Consider the following 26,430-nt stretch of genomic DNA (forward strand, 5'->3'; position numbering starts at 1 on the left):
TTACCACTGTACCCCGGAATCTCGCAGCTGTGTCGGGTGAATTCACCAGGTAGGCGCGTTTACGTGGACTGAGCAGGTGGTTCGCGGCGCGTTTCGGCGAGCTATTGTGCGGAGCATGTCGACCGTTGAAAACGCATCGCCCGCCGACGAAAGCGCCTCCGCCGAGGCAGTCGGCATCGCAGCCCAGGACTGGGCCACGGCCTCCGCGTCGCCGCAGTACCGCGCCGCCGTGGTGGACCTCCTCGGGGCGCTCGCGTACGGCGAACTCGCGGCCTTCGAACGCCTCGCGGAGGACGCGAAACTCGCGCCCACCCTCGGCGACAAGGCAGAGCTCGCGAAGATGGCCTCCGCCGAATTCCACCACTTCGAGCGGCTGCGCGACCGGCTCGCCGCGATCGACGCCGACGCCACCGCCGCGATGGAGCCCTTCGCCAAGGGAGTCGACGACTTCCACCGCCAGACCGCGCCCTCGGACTGGCTGGAAGGCCTGGTCAAGGCGTACGTCGGCGACTCGATCGCCAGCGACTTCTACCGCGAGGTCGCCACCCACCTCGACACCGACACCCGCGGCTTGGTCGTCAGCGTCCTCGACGACACCGGCCACGGCGGCTTCGCCGTCGAGAAGGTGCGCGCCGCGATCGAGGCCGACCCGCGCTGCGGCGGCCGCCTCGCGCTGTGGGCCCGCCGCCTGATGGGCGAGGCCCTCTCGCAGGCGCAGCGCGTGGTCGCCGAGCGCGACGCGCTCTCCACGATGCTCGTCGGCGGCGTCGACGGGATGGCGGCCGGCTTCGACCTCGCGGCCGTCGGCGAGATGTTCACCCGGATCACCAAGGCGCACACCAAGCGCATGGCGGCCCTGGGCCTCGCGGCCTAGTTTCCGTCCCCGGACGTACGAAAGGCCCCCCGCGCGGGAAGTGTCCGCGCGGGGGGCCTTTCGCGTTTCCGCAAGTGGGGCAGGTCAGTGGGGTCGGTCAGTGGGGTCGGTCAGCCCCGCGTCGGAACCGAAAACGGAGTCCGGGGGGACGGCCTCCCGGTGCGCTGGGCGGGGCGCAGCAGCAGCGACAGGACCACCGCGGACACCAGGACGCCGCCGATGAACGTCGCGAGCAGGGTGTTGTGCCCGGGGCCCAGCGAGGTGTGCGTCAGATAGGCCCCGAAGAGCGCGCCGGACACGCCGCTCACCAGCACCGTCCGCGCGGAGGGCAGCCGCCGGGCGAACACTCGGACGGCCGCCCCGGACAGGGCGAGGCCCAGGAGAGCGGAGCCAAGTGCCTCGATCAGCAGCATGGGGGTTCCTCCCAGAGTGACGTGGGCGTACCGGAGTGGTGTCGCACTGCGCTCCTACCCGAAGCGGAGGACACGGAAACGGCCCGGTGGAGTCATCCACCGGGCCGTTCCGGACGATCTGCGGCGCGCTCCTCAGAGCGCTCCGAAGCCGACCTTGCGCACGTTGGGCTCGCCCAGGTCGACGTACGACAGCCGGTCGGACGGCACGAGGACCTTGCGGCCCTTGATGTCCGTGAGGCTGAGCAGCGGCGCTGAGCCGGACAGGGCGGCGGCGACGATGGTCTCCAGCTCCTCGGCGCTCAGGTCGCTCTCGAGCACGATCTCCCGGGGTGCGTGCTGCACGCCGATCTTGACCTCCACGGCCTTGTCCCTCCGACGGTCCGGTTCGCGCGATCAGCCGCGCCGTTACCCGGTCCACATTAGCCCGGAGAGGGGACGTGTCCGCCGCAGGGCGGACACGCTCGCAGCGAACAGTCGCCGGTCAGCGCCGCTCAGATGTCCGTCGGATGCAGCGGGAAACCGGCGATTCCGCGCCACGCCAGCGAGGTCAGCAGCCCCACCGCGGTGTCGCGGGCGACCGGGCTCTCGCTGGACAGCCAGTACCGGGCGACGACCTGCGAGACCCCGCCCAGACCCACGGCCAGCAGCATCGACTCGTCCTTCGACAGGCCCGTGTCCTCGGCGATGACGTCCGAGATGGCCTCGGCGCACTGCAGCGAGACGCGGTCGACGCGCTCGCGCACCGCCGGCTCGTTCGTCAGGTCCGATTCGAAGACCAGCCGGAAGGCGCCGCCCTCATCCTCGACGTAGGCGAAATACGCGTCCATCGTCGCGGCGACGCGCATCTTGTTGTCGCTCGTCGACGCCAGCGCGGTGCGCACGGCGAGCAGCAGGGCCTCGCAGTGCTGGTCCAGCAGCGCCAGGTAGAGGTCGAGCTTGCCGGGGAAGTGCTGGTAGAGCACCGGCTTGCTGACCCCGGCGCGCTCGGCGATGTCGTCCATCGCGGCGGCGTGGTAGCCCTGTGCGACGAACACCTCCTGGGCCGCGCCCAGGAGCTGGTTGCGCCGGGCCCGGCGCGGAAGTCGCGTGCCCCGCGGACGCGCTGCCTCGGTCTGCTCGATGGCTGTCACGCCGCCTCCCACTTTCTCTAGAACACAGTGCGCCTTGGCGCCGCGCCGCCATCGTACTTTTCGGTAACCGAATCTGGAGGGTTCAAGCCGAGTTTTCTCGCGGTACGGACCGCCGGTCACCCGCCGGAGATGCTGGTCAGCGGCGGCCCGACGGCGACGCGGCGGCGGCCGGGCAGCGGCTCAGCGGTAGTCGTCCTCGTCCAGGGCCACCACCCGGGCCTGTTCCGCGGCGTCCCCGTCGGCGGCTTCGCCGGTGCCCACGCCGGTCAGCGGATCGTCCTCGCGCGGGTTCAACTCCGCCCGCTGCTCCGCCGCGTCCGCCTCGGGGGCCTCCGGGTCGAGGGGTTCCCGCAGCTCTTCCTGGAAGGATTCCGGTTCCGCAGGGTCGACGGTCATGGGGACTCCCCCTTTCCATACCTACGAGCCTAGGAGGATCGCGGATACCCCGCCAGACGGCCCGGCATGCGCCTGTGACGGCGAACACAAGGGACCGGGCGTGATCCTCTCGTAACATTGCCCCCATGTCTTCGACCGAGCTGCCGGGTGTACGGTCCACCGCCGCGTCGTCCTCCCAGGTGGGAGCCGTGCGAGTGGCCGAAGGAGAGCAGCTGCGCACCGACCGGCTGCCCGGGCTGGAAATGAACGTGCGGGTCCGCCCGCCGGTCCGCGCCGGGCTGCCGCCCGCGCTCTTCGTACACGGGCTCGGCGGGTCCTCGCAGAACTGGTCCGCGCTCATGGCGCGGCTCGCCGACTCCGTCGACGGCGAGGCCGTCGACCTGCCCGGATTCGGCTGGTCCCCGCCGCCCGCGGACCGGGACTACTCCGTCACCGGACTGGCGCGCTCCGTCATCCGCCACCTCGACGCGGCCGGGCGCGGCCCGGTGCACCTGTTCGGCAACTCCCTCGGTGGGGCCGTCTCCACGCGGATCGCGGCCGTCCGCCCCGACCTGGTGCGCACGCTGACCCTGGTGTCACCGGCCCTGCCCGAGCTGCGCGTGCAGAAGTCGGCCGTGCCGACCGCGCTGCTCGCCGTACCCGGCATGGCCGGGGTCCTCGACCGCCTCACCCGCGGGATGAGCGCCGAGCAGCGCACCCGGGGGGTGACGGACCTCTGTTACGGAGACCCCTCACGGGTGACGCCCGAGGCGTTCGAGGCGGCCGTCGAGGAGATGGGGCGCCGGCTCGCGCTGCCGTACTTCTGGGAGGCCCTGACCCGTTCCTCGCGCGGCATCGTCGACGCGTACACCCTCGGCGGGCAGCACGGGCTGTGGCGCCAGGCGCAGCGGGTCCTGGCTCCCACGCTCCTGGTCTACGGTGGCCGGGACCAACTGGTCTCGTACCGTATGGCGCGCAAGGCCGCGGCGGCCTTCCGGGACTCGCGGCTGCTGTGCCTTCCCGAGGCCGGGCACGTGGCGATGATGGAGTACCCCGAGGTGGTCGCGGCCGCCTTCCGGGAACTGCTGGAGGGCGCGGGCGACGTGCGCGGCACCGAGCCGGCCCCCGAGGCGGACGCGGACACCGACGAACACGGCAAGGGCTGAAGACGTGGGACGACATAGTCGCAAGGAGCCGGCTCCGGCTCCCGGCCCCGGCCATCCGGAACCGGACGCGCGGGCCGCGTCCGCGCCGACCGCCGGGGGTACGGCCGCAGGTGCCCGCGCGTGGGCCGAACCCACCGTCACCCACCAGGGCTACGTGCCCGCGCCCCGGCCCGGGCAGCCGTCCGGTGCGCGCGGGGGCCACCCCCAGCAGTACGAGCCCGGCGGCGCCTGGGGCGCCCCCGCCCCGTCCGGCCCGGTGGCCGCCGGCTCGGTGCCAGCCGGCTCCGTGCCCGGAAGCTCCGTGTACGGGGACTGGCGCGGGGCGCCGCGCGGCAGGGGAGCGCCGGCCGGCGGGGCCTGAAGGTCCGCACCTACACCGGCATGGCCGCCGCGGCCGTCACCACCGTGCTCGCCGTCGTCGTCGCGGGCCAGGTGGCCTCCGAAGGGGACGGCGGCAAGACCGCGGCGCGCGCCTCCGACGACGCCAACAGCCATTCCGTCCAGGGCAATTCGGCCGCCTCGCGCTCCGACGGCCGCCCGACTCCCGAGCCCTCCGCGGCCGTGCGGGCCGCGCCGGCCGCGCCGGAGCTCTCGTACGAGCAGAAGATGGCGCAGCGACTCCCGATCGACGAGAAGCTGAAGGGCCCGGGCACCTTCGACACCGTGCCGGGCCTCGCCCCCGCGCCCGGCAAGGGCAAGGTGGTCCGCTACCGCGTCGACGTGGAACAGGGGCTCGGACTGGACCCGCAGCTGTTCGCCGAGGCCGTCCACCGCACCCTGAACGACGACCGCAGCTGGGGCCACGGCGGTACGAAGACCTTCGAGCGGGTGCCGGGCGGCGAGGCCGACTTCGTCATCACGCTGGCCAGTCCGGGGACCACCGGCGTCTGGTGCCGCAAGTCGGGGCTGGACACCACCGTCGACAACGTCTCCTGCGATTCCGCGTCCACCGACCGCGTGATGATCAACGCGTACCGCTGGGCGCAGGGCTCGGCGACGTACGGCGCGGACGAGATGTTCGCCTACCGCCAGATGCTGATCAACCACGAGGTCGGCCACCGGCTCGGACACGGGCACGTGAGCTGCCAGACACCGGGCGCGCTCGCGCCGATCATGCAGCAGCAGACGAAGTCCCTGGACGTCAACGGAATCCAGTGCAAGGCCAACCCCTGGGTGTTTCCCGGCAGTTGACGAACCGCGTTGACAAGCTGTCCGATGGTCGGTAATTGTTCTCCGCATGTCGCACCATCACACCATCGCCGCGAGCGCCGCCATTGAGCTGGCGCTGCTTGGTGTGACCGCGCACAGCGTGGCCGACATCCTCTGTCGCTGACGCCTCCCTGAGCGCGCGCGACTTCCCTTTTCTTCGTCGCTTCGCCGCGCCCGGGGGCACTTCCGCCCGCAGGCGCGGCATCTTCCGTTGAGCCGTCGGCACACCGCCGGCCGCACCGACGTCGACCGTTGCCCTCGCGTGGCCCCTTCCCCGTCCCGTTCCACGCCGAGAGGTCCTCCCCGCCATGCCCCGTCAGTCCCAGATATCGCGCCGCGCAGCCGCAGCCGCCGCCGTCAGCCTCGTACTGGCCGGAGGCGTCGTGGCCTGCGGGCCCAAGGACGGCGCGGACAAGGCCGCGGACAAGCCGGGCGCCTCGGGCGCCGCCGGCGCCCCGCAGAAGGGCGGCACGCTCACCGTCCTCAACAACGAGCCGCAGAGCGACTTCGACCCCGCCCGGCTCTACACCTCCGGCGGCGGCAACGTCCCCTCGCTCGTCTTCCGCACGCTGACCACCCGCAACCGCGAGGCCGGCCCGGCCGGCGCCAAGGTGGTGCCCGACCTGGCCACCGACCTCGGCAAGCCCAACGCCGATGCGACGGAGTGGACGTACACGCTCAAGGACGGGCTGAAGTACGAGGACGGCTCGCCGATCACCACCGCGGACATCAAGTACGGCATCGAGCGCTCCTTCGCCGCCGAGCTGTCGGGCGGCGCCCCGTACCTGCGCGACTGGCTGGTCGGCGGGGAGGCGTACGAGGGCCCGTACAAGGACGGCGGCAAGGGCCTCGACTCGATCGTCGTGCCCGACGCGAAGACGATCACCTTCAAGCTCCGCAAGCCCGAAGGGGAGTTCCCCTTCCTCGCCACGCAGACGCAGTTCGCGCCCGTGCCCAAGGCCAAGGACACCGGGGTCAAGTACGAGGAGCACCCCGTCTCCTCCGGCCCGTACAAGGTCGTCAAGAACGAGAACGACGGCGAACACCTCACCCTCGAGCGCAACGAGAACTGGGACGAGAAGACCGACGAGGAGCGCAAGGCCTACCCGGACAAGATCGACGTCCGCTCCGGGCTCGACGCGGCGGTCATCAACCAGCGGCTGTCCACCAGCTCCGGCGCGGACGCGGCCGCCGTCACCACCGACACCAACCTGGGTCCGGCCGAACTCGCCCAGGTCGGGGACAACAAGGAGCTGGCGGCGCGGGTCGGCACGGGCCACTTCGGCTACGTCAACTACCTGGCCTTCAACCCGAAGACCGCCCCCTTCGACAACCCGAAGGTCCGCCAGGCCATCTCCTACGCGATCAACCGCACCAGCGTGATCAACGCGGCCGGCGGCTCCGCCCTCGCCGAGCCGGCCACCACCTTCCTGCCCGAGCAGGAGGCCTTCGGCTTCACCGCGTACGACCACTTCCCGGCGGGCAAGACCGGCGACCCGGCCAAGGCCAAGGAACTGCTGGCCGAGGCGGGCTTCAAGGACGGGCTGAGCATCACCCTCACCCACTCCACCGCGCAGAACCGCCAGACGAGCCCCGAGGTCGCCACCGCCGTGCAGCAGGCGCTCGCCGCAGCCGGGATCACCGTCAAGCTGGAGGGGCTGGAGAACAACGCCTTCAACGAGAAGCGCTGGGACGTCAAGAACACCCCCGGCTTCTTCCTCTCCCGCTGGGGCGCCGACTGGCCGTCCGGCGCGCCCTTCCTCGCGCCGATCTACGACGGCCGGCAGATCGTGACCAACGGCACCAACTACAACCACGCGCAGCTCGACGACCCGGCGGTGAACGCCGAGATCGACGAGATCGCCAAGCTGACCGACCTCGCGGCGGCCGGCAAGCGCTGGGGCGCCCTCGACAAGAAGATCGGCGAGCAGGCGCTCGACGTGCCGCTCTTCCACCCGGTCTACAAGCGGCTCGTCGGCAAGGACGTCAAGAACGTCGTCATCAGCGACTGGACCGGCGTCCTCGACATCTCGCAGGTCTCGGTCAAATGACGCTCCTCGCCCACCCGCCGGCGTCCGGGCCCGGGGCCACCGCCCCGGGCCCGGGCGCCGGACGGCAGGTCTGGCGGCGGCTGCGCGCACGGCCCTCGGCCGTGGCGGCCGCCGCCGTCCTGCTGGTCCTCGTCCTCCTCGCCCTCGCCGCGCCGCTGCTCGCGCACCTCGCCGGCCAGGACCCGAACGCCTACCACGACGAGCTCGTGGACTCCGCGCGCGGCGGCGTCCCGACCGGCTCCTTCGGCGGGATCTCCGGCGACCACTGGCTCGGCGTCGAACCGGGCACCGGCCGCGACCTGTTCACCCGGCTGCTCTACGGCGCGCGGATCTCGCTGCTCGTCGCGCTCGGCGCGACCGTCGTCCAGCTCTGCGTCGGCATCGCCGCCGGACTGGCCGCCGCCCTCGGCAACCGCTTCGTGGGCCAGCTGCTCGGACGCTTCACCGACGTGATGATCGCCCTTCCCATGCTGGTGCTCGGCGTCGCGCTCACCGCCGTCGTCCCGCCCGGGTTCCCGCGCCCGCTGCTGCTGATCCTCGTCATCGGCCTGCTCGGCTGGGGCGGCACCGCCCGGATGGTGCGGGCCCAGACCCTGGCCCTGCGCGGCCTCGACTTCGTCGACGCCGCCCGCCTGTCCGGCAGCGGCACCTGGCGGATCGCCCGCCGCGAGCTGCTGCCCTCGCTCGCCGCCCCCGTCATCACCCTCGCCGCGATCAACCTGCCGGGCAACATGGTGACCGAGGCCTCGCTGTCCTTCCTCGGCGTCGGCGTGAAGCCGCCCACCCCCTCCTGGGGGCAGATGCTCTCCAGCGCGCAGACCTGGTTCCGCGCCGACCCCGCCTACGTCCTGCTGCCCGCCGGGCTGCTGTTCGTCACCGTGCTCGCCTTCACCGTCCTCGGCGACGGCGTCCGCACGGCCCTCGACCCGCGCGAGGGCTCGCGCCTGCGGGTCGGCACCCGGAAGGAGCGCAGCGCGTGACCCTCTTCGCGCTCAAACGGCTCGGCGGGGCACTGCTCGTCCTGCTCGCCCTGTCCATCGCCGTCTACGCCCTCTTCTACGTCGCCCCCGGCGACCCCGCCCGCGTCGCGTGCGGGGAGCGGTGCAGCCCGGCACAGATCGCCCAGGTGCGCGAGCAGCTCGGGCTGAACGACTCGGTGGCCGTCCAGTACCTGCACTTCCTCCAGGGGCTGCTGGTCGGCCGCGACTACTCCGGCGGCGCCGGGCTGGTGCTGCACTGCGACGCGCCCTGCCTCGGGTTCTCGTACCAGAACGACCGCGAGGTCACCGAGCTGATCATCGAGCGGCTCCCCGCCACCCTGTCGCTGGCGCTCGGCGCGCTGGTGATCTGGCTCGTCATCGGCGTCGGCACCGGACTGCTGTCCGCGCTGCGCCGGGGCGGGTTCACCGAGCGGGCACTGACCGTGCTCACCCTCGCCGCCACCGGGACCCCCGTCTTCATCCTCGGGCTGCTGCTGCTCATGGCCGTCTGCGCCTACCTCCAGTGGCTGCCCTTCCCGACGTACGTGCCGTTCGGCGAGGACCCGGAGCAGTGGGCCTGGAACCTGCTGCTGCCCTGGGTCACGCTCGGCTTCTTCGAAAGCGCCAAGTACGCCCGCATCACCCGCAGTTCCACGCTCGAAACGCTCGCCGAGGACCACATCCGCACCTTCCGCGCCTACGGAGTGGGGGAGCGGGCGATCGTGACCCGGCACGCGGTGCGCGGCGCCGTGGCCCCGGTGATCGCGCTCAGCGCGGTGGACTTCGGCACGATGATCGGCGGCGCCGTGCTGACCGAGTCGCTGTTCGGCATCCCCGGACTCGGCAAGACCCTGATCGACGGGGTGCGGGTGGTGGACCTGCCCGTCGTGGTGGGCGTCGTCCTCACCATCGGCACGGCCGTCGTGGTCGCGGGCGCCGTCGCCGACCTGCTGTACGCCGTCGCGGACCGAAGGGTGGCCCTGGCATGACGACCGACTCGCTGGTGGAAGTGAGCGGCCTCGTGGTCGATTTCCCGGTGGGCGCGCCGGGGGAGTTCGTCCGGGCCGTCGACGGGATCTCCTTCACCCTGGAGCAGGGGCGGGCCCTGGGCCTCGTGGGGGAGTCCGGCAGCGGCAAGTCCACCGTCGCGGCGGCCCTGTTGGGGCTCCAGCAGGGCACCGGGGCCCGGCTCGGCGGCTCCGTCCGGGTCGGCGGCACCGAAGTCGGCTCCGCCTCCCCGGCCGAGCTGCGCGCCCTGCGCGGCGCCGTGGCCGCCATGGTCTTCCAGGACCCGCTGAGCTCCCTCGACCCGTACTACGCCATCGGCGACCAGATCGCCGAGGTGTACCGCATCCACGCCGACGTCTCGCGGCGCGCCGCCCGGGCCCGGGCCGTGGAGGTGCTGGACCGGGTGGGCATCCCCGACGCCGTACGCCGCTCCCGGGCGCGCCCGCACGAGTTCAGCGGCGGCATGCGCCAACGGGCGCTGATCGCCATGGCGTTGGCGTGCGAGCCGCGGCTGCTGATCGCGGACGAGCCGACCACCGCGCTGGACGTCACCGTCCAGGCGCAGATCCTCGACCTGCTCCACGGGCTGCGCGAGGAGCGCGGCCTCGGCCTGCTCCTGGTCACCCACGACGTGGGCGTGGCGGCGGAGAGCGTGGACGAGCTGCTGGTCATGCGGGACGGCTCCGCGGTGGAGCGGGGGCCGGTCGGTTCGGTCCTCTCGGCGCCCGCCGACCCGTACACCAGGGCCCTGTTGGCGGCGGTGCCGAGGCTGGACGTGCCGCGCCCGGCCCGGCCGGGGGCGGAACCGGGCCCCGGGGCCGCCGCGGAGGCACCCGTGGACGAAGCGCCCGTCGTCGAAGCGTTCTCGCTGCGCAAGGAGTTCGGGCGGGGCAAGCGGCGGGTGGCCGCCGTCGACGGGGTTTCGCTCGCCGTGCGGGCCGGGGAGACGCTCGGGATCGTGGGGGAGAGCGGCAGCGGCAAGAGCACGCTCGGGCGGATGCTCGTCGGACTGCTGGAACCGGGCTCCGGGCAGGTGCGCCACGCGGGCCGGGAGGTGGCGGGCGTGGCCGCGGGCGTGCAGATGGTCTTCCAGGACCCGGTGTCCTCGCTCAACCCGCGCCGCTCCATCGGCGAGTCCATCGCCGATCCGCTGCGCGCGGCCGGAGAGCGCGAGGAGTCCGTGATCCGGGCCCGGGTCGGCGAACTGCTGGTCCGCGTCGGGCTGGAGGAGGCGCACTACGACCGCTACCCGCACGAGTTCAGCGGCGGCCAGCGCCAGCGCGTCGGCATCGCCCGGGCGCTGGCGCCCCGGCCCCGGCTGATCGTCTGCGACGAGCCCGTCTCCGCCCTCGACGTGACCACGCAGGCGCAGGTCACCGCCCTGCTGGCCGAGCTCCAGCGGGAGCTGGGCATCGCGCTGGTCTTCATCGCGCACGACCTCGCGGTGGTCCGGCAGGTCAGCGACCGGGTGGCGGTCATGCGGGGCGGGGCGATCGTGGAGGAGGGCCCGGTCGACGAGGTGTACGACCGGCCGGCGCACGCCTACACCCGTCAACTCCTGGCGGCCGTACCGGCCCTGGACCCGGCGCTGGCGGCCGAGCGCCGACTGCGCCGCCGCGGCCTCGCCGCACCCCGTCCGGACAAGGTGCCGGCACGCTCCTAGTCCTTCTTAGCGTGCTCGAACGCGAACCGTACGGGAAAGTTACGACTCTTCACCCCTTCCGGTGGCGCGACGGACAACCGTCCGTCGCGCCTTCGGCATATCCGCTTGAGTTCGTATCCGGCGGGTCGCCGGACCGACGGAGACCGCCTGCGACGGGAGATCGGGGGTGCCACTCGTGCGGATCGGACTGCTTACGGAAGGTGGTTATCCGTATGCGACGGGAGAAGCCAGGCTGTGGTGCGACCGGCTCGTGCGCGGCCTCCCGCAGCACGAGTTCGAGCTCTACGCGCTGAGCCGCAGCGCCGAACAGGAGGAGCGCGGCCGGGTTCCGCTTCCCGCCCACGTCACCCGGGTCAGCACCGCCCCCCTGTGGGCGCCGGCCGACGACGGGCGCAGCTACGGGCGCCGCGAGCGCCGCCGCTTCGCCGGCGCCTTCACCGAACTGGTCCGGGGCATCTGCCGGGCCGACGCCGTGCGGTTCGCCGACGGACTGTACGCATTGGCCGAACTCGCCTGGGACCAGGGCGGTCTGTGCGCCGCACTGCGCTCCGAGACGGCCGTGCGCGCGGCGGAGTCCGCTTGCCGGGCCCCCGGCGCGAACCGGGCCGTGCAGCGGGCCCAGGTCGCCGACCTGCTGGAGTTCGTGGACGAGCTCGAGCGGCAGCTGCGGCCGCTGTCCCTGGACTGGTACGAGGGCCTGCGCGAGGTCGATGTCTGCCACGCGGCGGCCGGCGGGGTGGCGTCGCTGCCCGGACTGCTGGCCAAACGCTTCTTCGGAACCCCGCTGCTCGTCACCGAGTACGGCGTCCAGCTCCGGGCCCACTACCTGGAGAGCTCCTCGCAGGAAGAGCGGCCGGCCGTACGGGCCCTGCTTGCCGCCTTCCACACCCGGCTGGCCGGCGAGATCTACGCCCGTGCCGACCTGCTCACCCCCGGCAATGCCCACGCCCGGCGCTGGCAGGAGCGGTGCGGGGCCTCGCGCGAGCGGCTGCGCACCGTCTACCCCGGGATGGAGGCGGACCGATTCGCCGCCGTCGGCGAGGACCCGGCCTCCGGGGACCCCGACACGCTCGTGTGGGTGGGCCGCATAGAGCCCGCCAAGGACCTGATCGCCCTGCTGCACGCCTTCGCCGAGGTGCGCAAGGCCGCGCCGCGCACCCGGCTGCGGATCTTCTCGACGGCCGTCGCCGCGGGGGCGGCGGCCGTCCAGTACCTCGCCGACTGCCGCTCGCTCGCCGCACAGCTCTTCCCGGACGAGGCGGCCGACGCCCACGCCGTCGGCGAGAGCCCGGTCACCTTCGAGGAGGTCGGCGGGCCCGAGGCGCCCACCCCGGCCGACGCGTACGGCGCCGGGCGGGTGGTGGTGCTCTCCTCCGTCATCGAGGGCTTCCCCATCGCCCTGGCCGAGGCGATGTTCTGCGGCCGGGCCACCGTGTCCACGGACGTCGGCGCCGTCTGCGAGGTGATCGGCGGGACCGGGCTCGTGGTGCCGCCGCGCAATCCGCGCGCGCTCGCCGAGGCCTGCGTCGCCCTGCTGCACGACCCCGAGCGGGCCCAGCGGCTCGGGGCCGCCGCCAGGGCCAGGGCCCTGGAGCTCTTCACGGTCGAGCAGAACGTCACCGCCTTCCACGAGTCCTACCTCTGGCTGCTCGCCCGCGGCCCGGCCCGGCCCGAAGGGGCCGGCTCCGGGGTGCCCTTCGAGCAGCCGCCCGAGGCGCGGGTCCCCGGGCACTGGGCGACCCCGACGTGGGCCGCGGCTCCCGCCGGGGCCGCGGGCGCCGGCCGGGCCGCGGCCGAGGTCCCGGCGCAGGTCCGGAACCCGGACTCGGATGCGGACCTGGTCCCGGACGCGGATCCGGCCCCGGTCGCCGGTGCGGTCGGCCCGGACCCCGGCGCGTCCGCCGCGGAGCCCGGCCGGGCGTCCGGCACGGCGCGCGTCGCCGTGCCCGTCACGAGCGCGGAGGCGCTGGCATGACCATCCCCCTGGACGAAGCCGTACCCGCCGGGCCCGCGCCCCGCCGCAGGCCCGCCGGAGACCCCGTCAAGGCGCTGCTCCACCGCCACCGCGACCTGTGCGAGCGCGCCGTGGACCCGCTGGAGATCGCCGCCGGGCTGGAGGCGCACGGCATCACCGACCGCACCGCCGCCCGGTTCCGGCACCGCGACGTCTTCTCCCTCGCCGAGGAGCTCTACGCCCGGACCCCCCGCGCGCAGACCGCGCCCGCCCCGCACGCCGGGATCCCCGTCGGCCCCGAGGCGGTACGGGGCTTCGGCTACGCCCTGCTGCCCGGCGCCCTCGCCCTCGGCGCGGCCGCCGCCGGGGTGCCCTGGGCCGGGGCCGTCGCGGTGCTCGCCACGGTGGCCGCCCTCGGGCGGCCGGGCCGGGCCGCCGGCAGCCGCTTCCCGGTCGCGGTGTACCTGCTCGCCGCGGCCGCCCTCGGCTGGGCCGTCCACCGGCACGGGACCCCGCTCGGCCTCGCCCTGGCCGCAGCCGTCGCCCCCGCGCACCTGGCCGGCGCCGTCTTCGCGGCCCGAGCCCGGCGCCGCCTCGCCGGGAGCCGGGCCCTGGACGACTTCGCCGACGGGCTGAGGCCGCTGCTCTTCGGCACGCTCGCGCTGTTCGCCGCCGCCGCCGCGGGGGCGGCCGCGCTGGCCGGGGCCGCGCCGGCGGTGGCCGTACCGCTCGCGGTGCTGCTGTTCCTGATCCGGCTGCTCCTCGGCCACGGCGCCCCGCGCGGCGCGCTCGCCGCCGCCCTGGCCCTCGGCCTCGCCCTGCTCCCGATTCCGGCCGCGCCGTTCGCCGCCGCCGCGGGACTCCTCGTACCCGCCGTCCTCGCACTGTCGCGGGCCTCCGCGCACGCGCGCCCCTGAGCGGCCCGAGCCCATCGGAAGCCGACACCGAAGTACCCCGTACCCCCGTACCGACCCATCCAGCAAGGAGACACAGGACATGACCGGCCAGCCAACCAACCAAGGGGCCACGCGATGAGGGTGCTGCTGATCGGAGCCAACGGATACCTCGGGCGCTACGTCGCGGACCGCCTGCTCGCCGACCCCGCGGTCCAGCTCACCGCGCTCGGCCGCGGCGACGACGCGGACGTCCGCTTCGACCTCGCCACCGGCAGTCCCGGCGCCCTCACCCGGTTCCTCGACGCCGTCCACCCCGGCGTCGTCATCAACTGCGCGGGCGCCACCCGCGGCGGCGCCCGGGAGCTCACCCGGCACAACACCGTCGCCGTCGCCACCATCTGCGAGTCGCTGCGCCGCAGCGGCTGCGGCGCCCGGCTCGTCCAGCTCGGCTGTGCGGCCGAGTACGGGCCCAGCCAGCCCGGGTCGTCCACGGCCGAGGACGCCGTGCCCAGACCTGGAGGGCCGTACGGAGTGAGCAAGCTGGCCGCCACCGAACTGGTGCTGGGCTCCGGGCTCGACGCCGTCGTCCTGCGGGTGTTCTCGCCCGTCGGCCCCGGCACCCCGGCCGGGTCCCCGCTGGGCCGGCTCGCCGAGGCCATGCGGCGCGCGATGCAGTCCGGGGACGGCGAGCTCAAGCTCAGCGGCCTCGGCGTGCAGCGCGACTTCGTCGACGTGCGCGACGTGGCGCGGGCGGTGCACGCGGCCTCGCTGTCGGCGGCCCAGGGCGTCGTCAACATCGGCACCGGGCGCGCGGTCCGGCTGCGCGACGCCGCCGCCGTGCTGGCGCGGGTCGCCGGCTACGGGGGCTCGCTGCACGAGCTGGACCTGCCGCAGCACGCCCAGCACCCGCAGGGGCACGGGCACCCCGGCCGGCCGCAGGGGCTCGCCGCCATCGGCTCCCCGCGCTCCGAGGCCACGGCCGAGCAACTGGCCGCGGCGGCGCAGCCCCCGTACCCCTACCCGGACGGCTGCGGGGCCTGGCAGCAGGCGGATGTCCGCACCGCCCGCGACCGGCTCGGCTGGCGGCCCCGGATCAACCTGGAGGAGTCCCTCGCGGACATCTGGATGGAGGCCGCGTGCCGCATCTGACGACGCCGGCGGCCGAGCCGGCCACCGGGACGGGCAAGGTCGGCCTCGGCGTCCCCGGCTACGCGCACCCGCTGCTGGCCCCGGTCGAGTGGGCCGAGCTGACCCGGCCGGGGACACCGCTGCACTGGGCCGTCCTCAACGTCGCGGACGGGCCGGGCGGCCGGCCCGACCCGCACTGCACGGAGGCCGCCGCGAAGCTGCGCGGCGCGGGCGGCGTGGTCCTCGGCCATCTCGCGATGCGAGACGGGGAGCGCTCCTTCGGGGAGCTCGTCTCCGACGCCCACCGCTTCCGGGACTGGTACGGGGTCGGCGGCTTCTACCTCGCCGACGCCCCGGCCGGACCGGCGGAACTGGCCGCCGTCCGGCGGGTCACCGACACCCTGCGGGGCATCGGCGGGGACCCGCGGATCGTCCTCGGACAGGGCACCCACCCGTGCGAGGGCTATGTGGAGACCGCCGACCAACTGGTCACCTTCTCCGGGACCTGGGCCGACTACCGCTGGTCGCAGGTGGCGGAGTGGACGGCGGACCATCCGCCGGAGCGGTTCTGCCACCTCGTGCACGGGGTGCCGCGCACGCACCTGGAGGAGGCGGTCCGGATCGCCCGCTGGCAGGGCGCGGGGACCATCTGGTTCACCGACCGCAGAGGGGCGGCCGACCGGGACCCCTGGGCGTCGATGCCCGGGTACTGGGACGAAATCGTCTCGCGGATCGGACCGGGTGTCTCGGAATGAAGGAGGGCGTGGCAGTGTTACGGGAAGAACCACCGTTAAGACTTAATCATCTACGGAGTCCCCGTGTCGCTGCCACCCCTGGTAGAGCCAGCTGCTGAGCTCACCGTTGACGAGGTCCGTCGGTACTCCCGCCACCTGATCATCCCCGACGTGGGGATGGACGGCCAGAAGCGCCTGAAGAACGCCAAGGTGCTGGCCGTGGGCGCGGGCGGCCTCGGCTCGCCCGCCCTCATGTACCTGGCCGCGGCCGGCGTCGGCACGCTGGGCATCGTGGAGTTCGACGAGGTCGACGAGTCGAACCTCCAGCGCCAGATCATCCACAGCCAGGCGGACATCGGCCGTTCCAAGGCCCAGTCGGCCCGCGACAGCGTGCTGGGCATCAACCCGTACGTGAACGTGGTCCTTCACGAAGAGCGGCTCGAAGCCGAGAACGTGATGGAGATCTTCAGCCAGTACGACCTCATCGTCGACGGCACGGACAACTTCGCCACGCGCTACCTCGTCAACGACGCCTGCGTGCTGCTGAACAAGCCGTACGTGTGGGGCTCGATCTACCGCTTCGACGGCCAGGCCTCGGTCTTCTGGTCCGAGCACGGCCCGTGCTACCGCTGCCTCTACCCGGAGCCGCCCCCGCCGGGCATGGTCCCGAGCTGCGCCGAGGGCGGCGTGCTGGGCGTGCTCTGCGCGTCCATCGGGTCCATCCAGGTCACCGAGGCCATCAAGGTGCTCACGGGCGTCGGCGAGTCGCTGGTCGGCCGGCTGATGATCTACGACGCCCTGGAGATGCAGTACCGCCAGGTCAAGGTCCGCAAGGACCCCGACTGCGCGGTCTGCGGTCCGAACGCGACCGTCACCGAGCTCATCGACTACGAGGCCTTCTGCGGCGTCGTGTCGGAGGAGGCCCAGGAGGCCGCGCTCGGCTCGACGATCACTCCCAAGCAGCTCAAGGAGTGGATCGACAACGACGAGCCGATCGAGATCATCGACGTCCGCGAGATCAACGAGTACGAGATCGTCTCGATCCCCGGCGCGAAGCTGATCCCCAAGGGTGAGTTCCTGATGGGCACGGCCCTCGCGGACCTGCCGCAGGACAAGCGCATCGTCTTGCACTGCAAGACGGGTGTCCGCAGTGCGGAGGTCCTCGCGGTCCTGAAGTCCGCGGGCTTCGCGGACGCGGTCCACGTCGGCGGCGGCGTCATCGGCTGGGTCCACCAGATCGAGCCCGAGAAGCCGGTCTACTAGGTCTACCGGGTCTACCGGGTCTACCGGCAGTCCCCGCAGGGGTCGTACCGCGCACCGCGCGCGTACGGCCCCTGCGGCGTTCCCGGGGTCAGACGGCGGAGGGGGAGGCGTTCGGCGCGGCGGTGCAGACCGTGCCGGACGCGGGCGCCTTCCCGTCCAGCAGGTAGGAGTTCACCGCCTGCTGCACGCACGGGTCGCCGCTGTTGTAGGCGCCGTGCCCCTCGCCCTTGTAGGTGAGCTCCACGCCGACGCCCGGGCCGAGCCGCTCCACCATCTTGCGCGCGCCCTCGTACGGGGTCGCGGGGTCACCGGTGTTGCCGATCACCAGGATCGGCGCCGAGCCCGGGGCGGAGACGTCCGGGGTGTTCCAGGCGCCCGCGACGGGCCAGTCGGTGCAGCTCATCATGGACCAGCCGAGGAAGTTGCCGAAGACGGGCGAGGCGGCGCGGAAGTCCGGCAGCTTCGCCTTCGTCTGCTCCAGGGTGTAGCGCTCCTTGGAGTCCGCGCAGTTGATGGCCGTGTTCGCGGCGCCGATGTTGCTGTAACGGCCCTGTTGGTCCCGCCCGTTGAGCGCGTCCGACAGGGCGAGGAGCAGCTGTCCCTGCCCGCCCTCGGCCTCGTCGAGCCCCTGCTCCAGCAGCGGCCACAGCTCCTTGGAGTACAGGGACTGGGCGATGCCGTTGGTGGCCGAGGTCTCGGTGAGCTGCCGGTCGCCGGAGCCGGCGATGGGCTTGGCCGCCAGGTCCTTCTGGAGCTTGATGATGTTCGCCTCGATCTCCTTGGCGGTGCTGCCCTGGAGCCGGCAGGCGTCGCCGCGGTTCACGCAGTCCTGGGCGAAGTTGCCGAGCGCGAGCTGGAAGCCCTTGGCCTGGCCGAGACCCCCCTCCTCGGAGGTCTTGGTCGGGTCGACGACGGCGTCGAAGACGGCCCGCCCGACGTTCTTGGGGAAGAGGTGGGCGTAGACCCCGCCGAGCTCGGTGCCGTAGGAGATGCCGAAGTAGTGGAGCTTCTCGTCGCCGAGGGCCTGGCGGATCCGGTCCAGGTCGCGGGCGGCGTTCTCCGTTCCGACGTGGGGCAGCACCTTGCCGGAGTTCTTCTCGCAGGCCTTCTGGTACGTGTCGATGGTGGCGAGGAAGTCCTTCTCCTGCGCCGGGGTGGCGGGGGTGGAGTCGGAGGCGTAGTACGCGTCCAGCTGCTTGTCGTCCTCGCACTTCACGGGCGCGCTGCGGCCGACCCCGCGCGGATCGAAGCTGACCAGGTCGTACCGGTCGCGCAGGGCCGCGTACTCGGTCGCGGCGCCGGGCAGGGTGGTGATGCCGGAGCCGCCGGGGCCGCCGAAGTTGAAGACGAGCGAGCCGATCCGCTTGTCCTTGTCACGGGCCTTGGCCCGGATGAGCGCGAGGGGGATCGTCTCGCCCTCGGGCTCGGCGTAGTCCAGGGGCACGTCGAGGACCGCGCACTGCCAGTCCTTGCCCGGCACCTGCCCGCCGCCCTCCGCCGCGGTGGGGGCCTCGCAGTCCCCCCACTTCAGCTTCTTGGCGCCCTGCGCGGCACCGTCCTTGCCCCTCTTCTCCTTGCCGCCGCCGTCGGAACAGGCGCTGGTGGCGAGCAGCGCGGCGGCGGTGACGGCGGCAGCGGCGACCCGGAGGGAGTTTGTGGGCATGTCCCCATCCTGTGGGCGGCCCGTCCGGCGCGCCCCCGCGCTGACCCATCCGGGTCAGCGGCCGCGGAGGCGGGCGGGGGCAGGGATGGTGGCCCCTGATCACTGCTGGCCACCCGGTCCGGTCGTCAGTCCCGTCGCCGTCCTGCACCAGCCCTGGCTTCGGAACTCCACCACCGCACCGTCCTGCGCACTGCATCTACGGGTACTACGGGTACTGCGTGTACTACTGCCGGCAGTTCGTCTCTGCCAGGCCCTGCTGTCTCGCTGGGCTACGAGAGAAACCATAGCCACGTCACCGTCCAATGTCTACTCCAGCCGAGATAGATTTGCTCCTGGCTGGTCAGGAGGTAATCGGGCTCGAACACGGCCGCTCCCTGAGGCTGCCGAGCTGGACCTGGACACCGGACGCGCCGCCGAGTTCGCGACGCCACTGCGGCGAGCGGTTGCCGATCCCGGCCGCTCCAGGGGAGCGGAGGAGGCGCAGGGGCTGTTGCGGCCAACCGGAAACGGTGTCCAACGGGGTGGAAGAATCGTTTTGACGCACGTGACGGATGATCATGGGGCATGCCTCGACCGCAGTGCTCAGGCCGGCAGCGGCAAGCGCAGAGCCGCTGCCCGTCTTCCGGAACAACTGCGCCGGCGGCCTTCCCGTAGTCCGGCGCACGCCGGTGGGCAGGCCGGTGGAGAGGTCCCGGACGAGAGCGCACCCCTGTACGCGCGGCTGGCCGAGGAGTGGGCGGCCCGCGGCGCCACCGTCCCCTGCCGCCTTGACCCGCTGTGGCAGCGTCTGGTCTCTGCCGTGCACTTCCGGCGCGAAACGGAAAGGACGCTGCGGCAGCTGTATCTGGCAGGGGACGCCCATCCTGATGACGGCGCAGCCGCGTCGGTTCGAGGGGAGGTACTCGCGTGATCCACGGCTCGCTGGTGTGCCGGGGCTGTTCCGGCACCCTCTACGCCGTTTCCACCACCTGCGTCCATTCGGCTCCCTTGCCGACCTGGGAAGTCGATCACGACCGCACCACGGTCTCCTGCCCCTTGCGGCCTCTCCTGCCCCTGGAAGGGGCGGCCGCTCATATCTCCGAGCTTCCCCACGCCGATCACGTCCTGACGGCACCGGCGTGACGCGATCCCGGGCTCACCGTCAAAGCCCTGTGTGCCCCTGCCTACCCGGGGTAAGCGGGACAAGGCGGCACTGATCCCACGCGAGGACGCCGTAGGACGGTGTGAAGGACATGCGCCACCCGAGCACGACCGACAGCCATGCTGCCCACCCGTTGGAGTCCGCCTGCCGGCCCGTGCGGACGGCGCAGGCCCGCATCCCCGTCGGTCGGTCCGCTCCAGACGCGGATCAGGCCGCGCAGCGAACGCTGCGCGGCCTGATCCAGTACTCCTCGGATCCCGCCGACATCGCAGACGTCCGCTGTTCGGGCGCCTGCGAGCTGTACGGAAAGCCGCGAGCGCCGATCGCGGCGGCCGCGCGGGCGGGGCGGGGAAGGGTTAGGCCGGGGAAGGGTTAGGCCGGGGTGATGTTCTCGGCCTGGGGGCCCTTCTGGCCCTGGGTGATGTCGAACGTGACGACCTGGCCCTCCTGGAGCTCGCGGAAGCCCGAGGAGTTGATCGCGGAGTAATGGGCGAACACGTCCGGGCCGCCACCGTCCTGGGCGATGAAGCCGAAGCCCTTCTCAGCGTTGAACCACTTCACAGTTCCCGTAGCCATATCCATGCCTTCCAGTCGATGAACGCCTCCCGCTCCATGCGGAAGGCGGAGGTGATCGTCCTGGTTCCTGCGGCACAGCACAGCAAAACGCCCACACCAAGGCGTGGGCAAAGGGGACTTCCGAACCACGACAGCTGACGCAGACGCTACACGCCCCCCACGGCCCGTCACCATAGGGAGCAAGGTGCGTCATACCTCCGACACGCGCGAGCGGGAGTGCCCACCGCGACCGGCGGGCACGTCCACCTCAGGCCGCCGTGCGCGGGCGCCCTTCGGACGCGGGGGAGTGGTGCTCGGCGTTGACGCGCTGAGCTTCCTCGAGTCGGATCTCGAGCATCACGATCCGACAGGCGGCTTCAATGGGAGTGCCCTGGTCGACGAGTTCCCGGGCGCGGGCGGCAATGCGCAGCTGGGAGCGGGAGTAGCGGCGGTGACCGCCCTCGGAACGCAGCGGGGTGATCAGGTGGGCCTCTCCAATGGCGCGGAGGAAGGCCTGGGTGGTACCGAGCATCTCTGCGGCCCGGCCCATCGTGTAGGCGGGGTAGCCGTCGTCGTCGAGACGGCTGAACGAGTCGTCTGCTGTCATCGCACCTCACTGCGAAACAGGTGGAGGAAGGGGTCGGAACGTGGGGAGGGGCCCTGGCGCGTACGACACCAGGGCCCCGAAGGAACTGCTACACCATCTGCCGGCCCTGTTACTGCGCCGGCCTTCTGTTTCCGCTGACCCGGCCGAGATGCTGCCGGGAATGCGGGGATCGCGGTTGCTTGACCGGAGACCACCTCACTATCGATGTCCTGCGGTACCCGGACTCAGACGTACGTCCGGGCGATCCTGATGGCGCTTCAACTCCTCCGTTCATCCCTCGGTGTCAACTAGTTACCAAGCGGGGGACTGCGTACTGCTGGTACTTCTCTTACTGCTGTACTGCTGTACTGCTGTACTGCTGTACTGCGAACCGCTTGTACTGCTCGTGGCCTGACCTAGCGCCACTTCGGCAGCCAGCCCCGTCGCCCGTCGTGCGTCTGCTCTGGCTTGGAACCCCACTGCCGAACTTCCCGGTGCGCGCGCCCGCAGCCGACGCCTTCACCGAGGTGCTGCTCACTGACTTCACTGCTGGGTACTGCACCTACAGGTACTGCTACTGCGTCAACTGCGGTACTGCTCGCGGTGGCCCCTGATGCCTGCGGGCCACCCGGTCCGGTCGTCAGTCCCGTCGCCGTCCTGCACCAGCCCTGGCTTCGACACTCCACCACCGCACCGCACTGCGCACTGCAACTACGGGTACTGCGTGTACTACTGCCCGGCAGTTCGTCCCTGCCAGGCCCTGCTGTCTCTCTGGGTTACGAGAGAAACCATAACCACGCCACCGCCCAATGTCTACTCCAGCCGAGATAGATTTTTGAGTGCGTGTCTCTGAGGTAATCGGGTCCTGTCAGGTTGAACTGTCGTGGGTCAGGGAACAACGACCGGGCAGGCAAGGTCCGGACACCGACACCAGACCAGGAGCGCGCGATGACCACGATGAGCGCCGAGCGCACAGTCCTTCGTCCACTGTCCGCCGTCGCCGAGGCGCGCCAGGCCGCCCGGTCCTTCCTCGAAACCCTCGGGCAGCCGGCCATCGAGCCGGAGCACGCCGATACCGTGATCCTGGTCGTCTCCGAGCTCGTGACCAACGCCCTGCGTCACGGCGGCGGCGCCTACGTGCTTCGCCTGGCCGCGCACCCCGACACCGTCGAGGTCTCCGTCGAGGACTCCAGCCCCCGACCGCCGCGCATGCGAACCCCCGACCTGGTCGACGGCACCGGCGGTTTCGGCTGGCACATGGTCAATGACCTCGCCCACGCCACCATCGTCACGCCCACGCCCGAAGGCGGGAAAATCGTACGGGCCCTCCTGCCCCGTCGGACCGGCGGATAGGCGCGAGCCCGCGGTCGAGTAGCTCCGATCCAGGGCCTCTCCGCGCGGAGTCCTGGCGGTCAGGACCCGGTGCCGGGCAGGAGGCGGAAGACCTGGTCCAGGCCGATGATGCGCAGGACGCGCAGGGTGTGGGCGGGGACGGCGGCGAGTGCGATGTCGGCGTGGGCGGCCCGTACGTGGTTGCGGGCGGCGATCAGTGCGCTGATGCCGCTGGAGTCGCAGAATTCCATGCGGGCGAGGTCCAGGACGAGGCGGTTCACCCATCTGCGCTTCCTGGTGGGTACGCGGAAGGGCCCGATCGGCGTGTGCCGGTCGGGCCCTCTTCGCTGGGCGGGTGGCGGTGTGCGCCGGCCTGCCGGTCAGGCGGTGATGGGGGTGCCGAGCATCGCGGAGGCCCGCTGGAGGGGGTTGGGCACGCGTGTGGGCGCGGTGGTCCGGGGGAGGCTGCTGCGGCAGGTGAAGCCGAGCTGGGTCATGGCGCGCAGGACTTCGCCGATGCTGAAGTCGCGGCGGTCCTGGCGGGTGAGGACCTGGCCGACCTGCTTGACGGGGTAGGTGCGGCGGCCGATGATCACGGACTCGCCGAGGACTTCTTCGGGCTTGACGCCCTTCATGGACTCCAGGACACCCGACTTGGTCAGCTCGAACGGGAAGCGGGCGATGACACAGCGCATGATGCCTCACAGGGAGAAGGAGGGGACGGTCGTGCGGCGGTGAGGTGGTTCAGCGGGCGAGGGCGAGGACGCCCAGGGCGCTGCCTTGTCCGTCGACGACGGGCAGGGCGGTGAGGCTGCGGTAGTGCATCGCGTGCTCGGCCTCGGCCATGGTGGTCATGGGTGAGGTGAACGGCCCGCGGTCGCCGAGGACATCGCGCAGACGGAGCCGGTCGGTGTACGCGGCGCTGTCGCGGATGGCGGTGAGCTGGGCCTGGGTGATCAGTCCGGTGCACAGGCCGTCCTCGTCGCAGACGAGCAGATGGTCTGTGCGGGAGCCGGCCGTGACGGCCAGGGCCACCTCGACGGTCATGTCGTCGCAGACCTGCGGACCGGCGGCTTCCATGGCCTGGTCCACCGTGCGGTGGGTGAGGTCGGCGTGCGCGGAGCGGGGCTGCATCTGGACCAGCGTCAAAATCTGCCTCCTGCAGAGATGGGTCAGTTTCCGGATCACGTGGTTCTCAGGCCGCCGCATCGAAGGAGGACTGCCGTGCGCTCGCGCGCCGGGCGGCCGAGGCGGGGCCGCGGCGGCCGCGGGAGGCCGTGCTGCGCTTGGGCCGCTCGGAGACCGGTGCGGTGATGGTGACCGGAATGCCGGAGGGGGTCTGGGCGCCGGTGATGCGGTTGAGGGCCTCGTCGCCGGAGCGGACCTGGGTGGTCTGCGGGGTGATGCCCGCGGCCTGCATGAGGCGTGCCATCTCGCGGCGCTGGTTGGGGGTGACCAGGGTGACGACGCTGCCGGACTCGCCGGCGCGGGCGGTACGGCCGCCGCGGTGCAGGTAGTCCTTGGGGTCGGTCGGCGGGTCGACGTTGACGACGAGGTCGAGGTTGTCGACGTGGATGCCGCGGGCGGCGACGTTGGTGGCGACCAGCACGGTGACGTGGCCGGTCTTGAACTGGGCCAGGGTCCGGGTGCGCTGGGGCTGGGATTTGCCTCCGTGCAGGGCGGCGGCGCGGACCCCGCTGTTGAGGAGGTCCTGGGTGAGGCGGTCCACGGCGTGCTTGGTGTCGAGGAACATGATCACGCGGCCTTCGCGGGCGGCGATCTCCGTCGTCGTCCGCTGCTTGTCGGCGCCGTGGACGTGCAGGACGTGGTGCTCCATCGTGGTGACCGCGCCCTGCGAGGGGTCGAGGGAGTGCACGACGGGGTCGGTCAGGTAGCGGCGCACCAGCAGGTCGACGTTGCGGTCCAGGGTGGCGGAGAACAGCATTCGCTGGCCTTCGGGGCGGACCTGGTCGAGGAGGGCGGTGACCTGGGGCATGAAGCCCATGTCGGCCATCTGGTCGGCCTCGTCCAGGACGGTGACGGCGACCTGGTTCAGGCGGCAGTCACCACGGTCGATGAGGTCCTTGAGCCGGCCCGGGGTGGCGACGACCACTTCGGCCCCGGCGCGCAGCGCAGCGGCCTGCCGGTAGATGGGCATGCCGCCGACGACGGTGGCCAGGCGCAGCTTGACCGCGCGGGCGTAGGGGGTGAGCGCGGCGGTGACCTGCTGGGCGAGCTCACGGGTGGGTACGAGGATCAGCGCGAGCGGCTGCCCCGACTCGGCGCTCTGGCCGGCGGTACGGGCCAGCAGGGCGAGGCCGAAGGCGAGGGTCTTGCCGGAGCCGGTGCGGCCACGGCCCAGGACGTCACGGCCCGCGAGGGTGTTGGGCAGGGTGGCGGCCTGGATCGGGAACGGCGTGGCCATGCCCTCACGGGTGAGCGTGGTCAGCAGTTGGGCCGGCATGTCGAGGTCGGCGAAGGCCTCGACGGCAGGCAGCGCGGGGGTGATCGTCTTCGGCGGTGCGAACTCGCCCTGGATCGCGGCGGGCCGACGGCCGTATCCGCCCGAGCGGCTCGGACCACCGGAGCGGCTCGGGGCTCCGGAACGGCTCGGGGTCGAAGAGCCGAAGCGGCTGCCCCGGCCGGAACCGGCGCCGGCGCCGAAAGCGGGGCCGCCGGTGCGGCTGCGGGTGCGGGAGGAGCGGTCGTTCGTACGTGCGGGGTTCATGCGGAACCTTCCTTGATGCGGCACGTATCAAGGAATTCCCGCAGCGTAGAAGCAGCGCAGGGAATTGCGAGAACGGGCCGAATGGAATGCGAAAGCAGATCTGGCGGACAGGGAATCTGTACGGGCCAGGCGCTGAAACAAGGTGGCGTCACGTGGACGCGGCAACCAAAGTAATTAACTCGGGTGTAGCCCCGAGAGGGCCAGTCGGCCGGATCTCTCACTGTTCGAACCGCGGGTGGACCCACCGCGGGAAATGCATGCAGCTGGGGCCCGCACCCCGAGGGATGCGGGCCCCAGCTGCAGAATGCGTGTCAGCGCTTAGGCGGGAACGATGTTCTCGGCCGTCGGGCCCTTCTGGCCCTGCGCGATGTCGAAGGTGACCTTCTGGCCCTCGTTCAGCTCGCGGAAGCCCTGGGCGGCGATGTTCGAGTAGTGGGCGAACACGTCAGGGCCGCCACCGTCCTGCTCGATGAAGCCGAAACCCTTTTCCGCGTTGAACCACTTAACGGTACCAGCAGCCATGTCATATCTCCTTTGGGGCAATACATCGGCGACTGCACTGTGCGGACGCCGTGTCGCCGCGATGATGCCCCGCCCGGTAAATGACCGGGAAATACAAAGCGCTTCCAGTGGAATGAATTCCGGCTGGAGGCGCTTGAAGTTCTTGGGTACCACAACTGCAACCGAGATCGACAGTAGCATGCTGCAGCGGCCTGTGTGCGTGAGATATTTCCGTCCGCCGTGTTGCGGTAGAAACTCTCCCCGCGGGATCCGTTAAATCCTTAGGTCGCGGTGACAGATATTGATTCGCCCCGACCGCAGCGTTTTTTAGGTGTTCGCCACCGGCTGCAGGAGGCGGCAGCGAAGTCGGCTGGTTGGGGACGTGTTGGGGACAGGTTCCGACGTGGCGGACCGTTGGAGCGGTCCTCGCGGTGACGAAGTCCTGTACGGCAACGAACGCGAAGTCGTGGTCGTGGAGATGGTCTGGGTACCCGGAGGGGGCTTGACGGTGCGCAGTCCTCCCGTGCCCAAGTGCTCGATAGGACCCCCTCCGGCGGCTGGGGCGCCTGGGGTCGGTGGGGTGCTGTGCCCCCGCGAGCTGGGAAGCGTGGGCGGGGTGGTTGATTGTCCGCATTTCAGGGTGCGAACTGGCGAATCGGAGCGGGCCTGTGGTGTGGGTCACGCGAATTCCTGCTCGCGGTGTGAGCTGAAACAACCAGCCTGGCCCTGCTGGCCAGGGCCAGAGCACTATCACCGCTGAGAGCGGCCTGGCCCTACCCGTAGGGCCGGACCTGGGAGACTAGGGATCATGACCGACCGTCGACCGCTCTCGCTGCCCGCCTTCTCCGAGCCCGCTTCCGACGCTCCCGTACCCGCCCGGGCGGGTGGACGCCGGCTGGTGCCGGTCGAGCAGGGCGCCGACTTCCGCCAGCCGCCCGGCGAGGCCGAGCCCGAGCCCGCACCCGCCCCGGCCCGACGTCCGCTCGCCCCCGGCAGCCCCGCCTTCTCAGACCCGGACCGCCAGATCTGAGCGCTACCACCACGGATTGCGCCACGTCCAGGATCAGCTCACCACCTAGC

The 26,430-nt window shown here is 72.0% G+C and carries 27 protein-coding genes and 1 pseudogene; 16 read left to right on the plus strand and 12 right to left on the minus strand.

Going from position 1 to position 26,430, the window contains the following annotated elements; translation table 11 throughout:
• The first annotated feature begins 115 nt into the window (after positions 1–115).
• Positions 116–874, plus strand: coding sequence for a ferritin-like fold-containing protein (locus DRB89_RS07885; RefSeq protein WP_112448728.1), 759 nt, complete (start codon positions 116–118; stop codon positions 872–874).
• A 110-nt stretch (positions 875–984) separates the two neighbouring features.
• On the opposite strand, the gene DRB89_RS07890 is transcribed toward DRB89_RS07885, so the two are convergent.
• The 4 genes from DRB89_RS07890 to DRB89_RS07905 all read right to left on the minus strand — a co-directional run bounded on the left by DRB89_RS07890 (position 985) and on the right by DRB89_RS07905 (position 2,813).
• Positions 985–1,287: a hypothetical protein gene (locus DRB89_RS07890; RefSeq protein ID WP_204357715.1), complete on the minus strand. Its 303-nt coding sequence runs from the start codon at positions 1,285–1,287 to the stop codon at positions 985–987.
• A 132-nt stretch (positions 1,288–1,419) separates the two neighbouring features.
• On the minus strand, positions 1,420–1,647 hold the full coding sequence (locus tag DRB89_RS07895; protein WP_112448729.1) for a DUF3107 domain-containing protein: 228 nt from the start codon (positions 1,645–1,647) through the stop codon (positions 1,420–1,422).
• A gap of 131 nt (positions 1,648–1,778) precedes the next feature.
• Positions 1,779–2,417 carry a TetR/AcrR family transcriptional regulator gene (locus DRB89_RS07900; protein WP_112448730.1) on the minus strand — a complete coding sequence of 213 codons (639 nt, stop codon included), beginning with the start codon at positions 2,415–2,417 and terminating at the stop codon, positions 1,779–1,781.
• Positions 2,418–2,597: 180 nt separating this feature from the next.
• Positions 2,598–2,813, minus strand: a complete 216-nt coding sequence (locus tag DRB89_RS07905) for a hypothetical protein (RefSeq protein ID WP_112448731.1) — start codon at positions 2,811–2,813, stop codon at positions 2,598–2,600.
• A 125-nt stretch (positions 2,814–2,938) separates the two neighbouring features.
• On the opposite strand from DRB89_RS07905, the gene DRB89_RS07910 reads away from it, so the two are divergent.
• The 13 genes from DRB89_RS07910 to moeZ all read left to right on the plus strand — a co-directional run bounded on the left by DRB89_RS07910 (position 2,939) and on the right by moeZ (position 16,844).
• Entirely contained in the window at positions 2,939–3,958 is a 1,020-nt protein-coding gene (locus tag DRB89_RS07910) for an alpha/beta hydrolase (RefSeq protein ID WP_112448732.1), read from the plus strand.
• Positions 3,959–3,962: 4 nt separating this feature from the next.
• Positions 3,963–4,319: a hypothetical protein gene (locus DRB89_RS46295; protein ID WP_343234821.1), complete on the plus strand. Its 357-nt coding sequence runs from the start codon at positions 3,963–3,965 to the stop codon at positions 4,317–4,319.
• A 20-nt stretch (positions 4,320–4,339) separates the two neighbouring features.
• Positions 4,340–5,149: a DUF3152 domain-containing protein gene (locus DRB89_RS07915; RefSeq protein ID WP_162689188.1), complete on the plus strand. Its 810-nt coding sequence runs from the start codon at positions 4,340–4,342 to the stop codon at positions 5,147–5,149.
• A 46-nt stretch (positions 5,150–5,195) separates the two neighbouring features.
• Positions 5,196–5,291: an Ms4533A family Cys-rich leader peptide gene (locus tag DRB89_RS46300; protein ID WP_343234612.1), complete on the plus strand. Its 96-nt coding sequence runs from the start codon at positions 5,196–5,198 to the stop codon at positions 5,289–5,291.
• Between the two features lie 184 nt (positions 5,292–5,475).
• Positions 5,476–7,218 carry an ABC transporter substrate-binding protein gene (locus DRB89_RS07920; RefSeq protein WP_112451164.1) on the plus strand — a complete coding sequence of 581 codons (1,743 nt, stop codon included), beginning with the start codon at positions 5,476–5,478 and terminating at the stop codon, positions 7,216–7,218.
• Positions 7,215–8,198 (plus strand): ABC transporter permease, encoded by a 984-nt coding sequence (locus DRB89_RS07925; protein ID WP_112451165.1) that lies wholly within the window; start codon positions 7,215–7,217, stop codon positions 8,196–8,198. The genes DRB89_RS07920 and DRB89_RS07925 overlap by 4 nt, the downstream gene beginning before the upstream one ends.
• The gene (locus DRB89_RS07930; protein WP_112451166.1) at positions 8,195–9,187 is read left to right on the plus strand and encodes an ABC transporter permease; all 993 of its coding nucleotides are present in this window, start codon (positions 8,195–8,197) and stop codon (positions 9,185–9,187) included. The genes DRB89_RS07925 and DRB89_RS07930 overlap by 4 nt, the downstream gene beginning before the upstream one ends.
• Positions 9,184–10,869 carry an ABC transporter ATP-binding protein gene (locus DRB89_RS07935; protein ID WP_112451167.1) on the plus strand — a complete coding sequence of 562 codons (1,686 nt, stop codon included), beginning with the start codon at positions 9,184–9,186 and terminating at the stop codon, positions 10,867–10,869. Before DRB89_RS07930 ends, DRB89_RS07935 begins: the two co-directional genes overlap by 4 nt.
• 175 nt (positions 10,870–11,044) lie before the next feature.
• Entirely contained in the window at positions 11,045–12,844 is a 1,800-nt protein-coding gene (locus DRB89_RS07940) for a DUF3492 domain-containing protein (RefSeq protein ID WP_112451168.1), read from the plus strand.
• Positions 12,841–13,740 (plus strand): hypothetical protein, encoded by a 900-nt coding sequence (locus DRB89_RS07945; protein WP_112451169.1) that lies wholly within the window; start codon positions 12,841–12,843, stop codon positions 13,738–13,740. The genes DRB89_RS07940 and DRB89_RS07945 overlap by 4 nt, the downstream gene beginning before the upstream one ends.
• Positions 13,741–13,854: 114 nt before the next feature.
• Positions 13,855–14,868 carry an NAD-dependent epimerase/dehydratase family protein gene (locus DRB89_RS07950; protein ID WP_112451170.1) on the plus strand — a complete coding sequence of 338 codons (1,014 nt, stop codon included), beginning with the start codon at positions 13,855–13,857 and terminating at the stop codon, positions 14,866–14,868.
• On the plus strand, positions 14,856–15,602 hold the full coding sequence (locus DRB89_RS07955; protein WP_112451171.1) for a spherulation-specific family 4 protein: 747 nt from the start codon (positions 14,856–14,858) through the stop codon (positions 15,600–15,602). Before DRB89_RS07950 ends, DRB89_RS07955 begins: the two co-directional genes overlap by 13 nt.
• A gap of 63 nt (positions 15,603–15,665) precedes the next feature.
• Positions 15,666–16,844, plus strand: coding sequence for an adenylyltransferase/sulfurtransferase MoeZ (gene moeZ / locus DRB89_RS07960; RefSeq protein WP_112451172.1), 1,179 nt, complete (start codon positions 15,666–15,668; stop codon positions 16,842–16,844).
• Positions 16,845–16,932: 88 nt separating this feature from the next.
• On the opposite strand, the gene DRB89_RS07965 is transcribed toward moeZ, so the two are convergent.
• The 3 genes from DRB89_RS07965 to DRB89_RS07985 form a co-directional block, all read right to left on the minus strand.
• Positions 16,933–18,507: an alpha/beta hydrolase gene (locus DRB89_RS07965; RefSeq protein ID WP_112451173.1), complete on the minus strand. Its 1,575-nt coding sequence runs from the start codon at positions 18,505–18,507 to the stop codon at positions 16,933–16,935.
• Positions 18,508–20,020: 1,513 nt separating this feature from the next.
• Positions 20,021–20,224 (minus strand): cold-shock protein, encoded by a 204-nt coding sequence (locus tag DRB89_RS07980; protein ID WP_112452789.1) that lies wholly within the window; start codon positions 20,222–20,224, stop codon positions 20,021–20,023.
• A 247-nt stretch (positions 20,225–20,471) separates the two neighbouring features.
• Entirely contained in the window at positions 20,472–20,810 is a 339-nt protein-coding gene (locus DRB89_RS07985; protein ID WP_112452790.1) for a helix-turn-helix domain-containing protein, read from the minus strand.
• Between the two features lie 927 nt (positions 20,811–21,737).
• Here DRB89_RS07985 and DRB89_RS07990 point away from each other — a divergent pair.
• Positions 21,738–22,142, plus strand: coding sequence for an ATP-binding protein (locus DRB89_RS07990; protein WP_112452791.1), 405 nt, complete (start codon positions 21,738–21,740; stop codon positions 22,140–22,142).
• Positions 22,143–22,201: 59 nt separating this feature from the next.
• Here the strand turns inward: DRB89_RS07990 and DRB89_RS07995 are convergent.
• The 5 genes and pseudogenes from DRB89_RS07995 to DRB89_RS08015 all read right to left on the minus strand — a co-directional run.
• Positions 22,202–22,396 (minus strand): annotated as a pseudogene (locus tag DRB89_RS07995) (STAS domain-containing protein); the annotation flags it as partial.
• 105 nt (positions 22,397–22,501) lie between these two features.
• Positions 22,502–22,816 carry an SCO5918 family protein gene (locus DRB89_RS08000; RefSeq protein WP_112463238.1) on the minus strand — a complete coding sequence of 105 codons (315 nt, stop codon included), beginning with the start codon at positions 22,814–22,816 and terminating at the stop codon, positions 22,502–22,504.
• A gap of 49 nt (positions 22,817–22,865) precedes the next feature.
• On the minus strand, positions 22,866–23,270 hold the full coding sequence (locus DRB89_RS08005) for a CBS domain-containing protein (RefSeq protein WP_112446606.1): 405 nt from the start codon (positions 23,268–23,270) through the stop codon (positions 22,866–22,868).
• A 46-nt stretch (positions 23,271–23,316) separates the two neighbouring features.
• Positions 23,317–24,849 (minus strand): DEAD/DEAH box helicase, encoded by a 1,533-nt coding sequence (locus DRB89_RS08010; protein WP_112446605.1) that lies wholly within the window; start codon positions 24,847–24,849, stop codon positions 23,317–23,319.
• Between the two features lie 318 nt (positions 24,850–25,167).
• Positions 25,168–25,371 (minus strand): cold-shock protein, encoded by a 204-nt coding sequence (locus DRB89_RS08015; protein WP_112446604.1) that lies wholly within the window; start codon positions 25,369–25,371, stop codon positions 25,168–25,170.
• A gap of 787 nt (positions 25,372–26,158) precedes the next feature.
• On the opposite strand from DRB89_RS08015, the gene DRB89_RS08020 reads away from it, so the two are divergent.
• Entirely contained in the window at positions 26,159–26,380 is a 222-nt protein-coding gene (locus tag DRB89_RS08020) for a hypothetical protein (protein WP_112446603.1), read from the plus strand.
• The last annotated feature ends 50 nt before the right edge of the window (positions 26,381–26,430 follow it).

It is taken from the genome of Streptomyces sp. ICC4 (assembly GCF_003287915.1).
GTDB lineage: Bacteria > Actinomycetota > Actinomycetes > Streptomycetales > Streptomycetaceae > Streptomyces > Streptomyces tritrimontium.

Excerpts from the sequence above, each read along its gene's own strand:
- DRB89_RS07885 (WP_112448728.1), top strand. The coding sequence starts at position 116 with ATGTCGACCGTTGAAAACGCATCGCCCGCCGACGAAAGCGCCTCCGCC.
- DRB89_RS07890 (WP_204357715.1), bottom strand. The coding sequence starts at position 1,287 with ATGCTGCTGATCGAGGCACTTGGCTCCGCTCTCCTGGGCCTCGCCCTG.
- DRB89_RS07905 (WP_112448731.1), bottom strand. The coding sequence starts at position 2,813 with ATGACCGTCGACCCTGCGGAACCGGAATCCTTCCAGGAAGAGCTGCGG.
- DRB89_RS07910 (WP_112448732.1), top strand. The coding sequence starts at position 2,939 with ATGTCTTCGACCGAGCTGCCGGGTGTACGGTCCACCGCCGCGTCGTCC.
- DRB89_RS07915 (WP_162689188.1), top strand. The coding sequence starts at position 4,340 with ATGGCCGCCGCGGCCGTCACCACCGTGCTCGCCGTCGTCGTCGCGGGC.
- DRB89_RS46300 (WP_343234612.1), top strand. The coding sequence starts at position 5,196 with ATGTCGCACCATCACACCATCGCCGCGAGCGCCGCCATTGAGCTGGCG.
- DRB89_RS07920 (WP_112451164.1), top strand. The coding sequence starts at position 5,476 with ATGCCCCGTCAGTCCCAGATATCGCGCCGCGCAGCCGCAGCCGCCGCC.
- DRB89_RS07925 (WP_112451165.1), top strand. The coding sequence starts at position 7,215 with ATGACGCTCCTCGCCCACCCGCCGGCGTCCGGGCCCGGGGCCACCGCC.
- DRB89_RS07935 (WP_112451167.1), top strand. The coding sequence starts at position 9,184 with ATGACGACCGACTCGCTGGTGGAAGTGAGCGGCCTCGTGGTCGATTTC.
- DRB89_RS07945 (WP_112451169.1), top strand. The coding sequence starts at position 12,841 with ATGACCATCCCCCTGGACGAAGCCGTACCCGCCGGGCCCGCGCCCCGC.
- DRB89_RS07950 (WP_112451170.1), top strand. The coding sequence starts at position 13,855 with ATGAGGGTGCTGCTGATCGGAGCCAACGGATACCTCGGGCGCTACGTC.
- DRB89_RS07965 (WP_112451173.1), bottom strand. The coding sequence starts at position 18,507 with ATGCCCACAAACTCCCTCCGGGTCGCCGCTGCCGCCGTCACCGCCGCC.
- DRB89_RS07980 (WP_112452789.1), bottom strand. The coding sequence starts at position 20,224 with ATGGCTACGGGAACTGTGAAGTGGTTCAACGCTGAGAAGGGCTTCGGC.
- DRB89_RS07985 (WP_112452790.1), bottom strand. The coding sequence starts at position 20,810 with ATGACAGCAGACGACTCGTTCAGCCGTCTCGACGACGACGGCTACCCC.
- DRB89_RS07990 (WP_112452791.1), top strand. The coding sequence starts at position 21,738 with ATGACCACGATGAGCGCCGAGCGCACAGTCCTTCGTCCACTGTCCGCC.
- DRB89_RS08000 (WP_112463238.1), bottom strand. The coding sequence starts at position 22,816 with ATGCGCTGTGTCATCGCCCGCTTCCCGTTCGAGCTGACCAAGTCGGGT.
- DRB89_RS08010 (WP_112446605.1), bottom strand. The coding sequence starts at position 24,849 with ATGAACCCCGCACGTACGAACGACCGCTCCTCCCGCACCCGCAGCCGC.
- DRB89_RS08015 (WP_112446604.1), bottom strand. The coding sequence starts at position 25,371 with ATGGCTGCTGGTACCGTTAAGTGGTTCAACGCGGAAAAGGGTTTCGGC.
- DRB89_RS08020 (WP_112446603.1), top strand. The coding sequence starts at position 26,159 with ATGACCGACCGTCGACCGCTCTCGCTGCCCGCCTTCTCCGAGCCCGCT.